This window comes from Rhodococcus sp. ACPA1 (genome assembly GCF_002300195.1).
GTDB classification, from domain to species: domain Bacteria; phylum Actinomycetota; class Actinomycetes; order Mycobacteriales; family Mycobacteriaceae; genus Rhodococcus_F; species Rhodococcus_F opacus.
In genome coordinates, this window is record NZ_NSDX01000022.1 from 1 (window position 1) to 1606 (window position 1606).

General features: G+C 66.7%; 1 protein-coding gene. It reads left to right on the forward strand.

Annotated features, from left to right (window positions below; all coding sequences use genetic code 11):
- Positions 1 to 1606: condensation domain-containing protein (locus tag CJ177_RS46480; protein WP_257015113.1), on the forward strand; the 1606-nt coding region annotated here is incomplete at both ends.

Sequence of the window (1606 nt, forward strand, 5' to 3'; positions counted from 1 at the left end):
GTCCTCGATCGCGAGAGGGTCGGGCTCGACGACGACTTCTTCGCCCTGGGCGGCAACTCGCTGCTCGCGACGCAGGTGGTGTCGCGGCTCAGTGTGGCGATGGATGCGCGGGTACCGATGCGGGTGCTGTTCGAGGCGTCGTCGGTGCAGGCACTGTCGACGTGGCTCGAGTCCCGGACCGCTGCGGGTGCACGCACACCCCTGCTCCCGAGGACCCGGCCCGAACACATCCCGCTATCGTATGCACAGCAACGCATCTGGTTCCTCAACCGGTTCGACCCACACTCACCGGTCTACAACATTCCATTCGCCGTACGCCTGTCGGGAACCATGGACACGGCCGCACTGCTGGCAGCGATCGCAGACGTCGTGGACCGGCACGAGACCCTCCGGACGATCTACCCAGAATCCGAGACCGGCCCGCACCAAGTGGTTGTCCCGGCGGCCGAGATCAGCGGCGGATTCGCCACCGCCGCGGTGACCGAGAACGAGCTCGCCACGCGACTGCTGTCGATGGCCTCGTCCGAGTTCGACGTCACCACATCGGTGCCGGTGCAGGCCGCCTTGTTCGAGACGGCCGACAACGAGCACGTGCTCGCCGTGGTGCTGCACCACATCTGCGCCGACGGCTCCTCGATCGCCCCGCTGGCCCGCGATCTCACGGCCGCCTATACGGCCCGAACCGGCGGACACACGCCATCGTGGCCACCACTGACGGTGCAGTACGCCGACTACACCCTGTGGCAACGCGAAATACTCGGCTCCGACGACGACCCCGATTCGTTGCTCGCGCAGCAACTGACCTACTGGCGTTCCACACTCGACGGGCTGCCCGAACAGCTCGAACTGCCCGGCAACCGAACACCGCCCGCCGTCACCCACCGTGGACGAACACACACGTTCACCATCGACGCGCCCACCCACCGCGCGGCAGCCGAACTCGCACGACAACACACCGCGACCGTGTTCATGGTGCTGCACACCGCATTCGCGATATTCCTGGCCCGGATGTCGGGCACCGGGGATATCACGATCGGCACCCCCGTCGCCGGTCGCGGCGACCCGGCCCTCGACGACCTGGTCGGCATGTTCGTCAACACCCTCGCACTGCGAACCCCGGTCGACGGGGCCAGCAGCTTCACCACACTGCTCACGACGGTGCGAGAAACCGACCTGGCCGCATTCGAGCACGCCGACGTGCCGTTCGAACGGGTGGTACAAGCCCTCAACCCGACACGATCAACCACCCGACACCCACTGTTCCAGGTGATGCTCGTCTTCCAGAACCAAGAACACCCGAAACTCGAACTGGCGGGACTGACCGCCCGTATCGAGGACATCGACCACACCGCCACCCAGTTCGACCTCACGCTGGTGGTGAGTGAACGCGTCGACCGCGATGGTGCCGCTCAGGGTTTGACCGCCGCGCTGACTTACGCACAGGACCTGTTCGACGAGGACACCGTCCGCGGCTTCGCCGACCGGTTCACCCGGCTCCTCGAAGCCATCATCGCCGATCCCGACAGCCCGGTCGGCGACCTCGACCTCCTCGACGCCGACGAACGACGGAACCTGCTCGACCGCACCGGCGGCCCCGAACACCCCG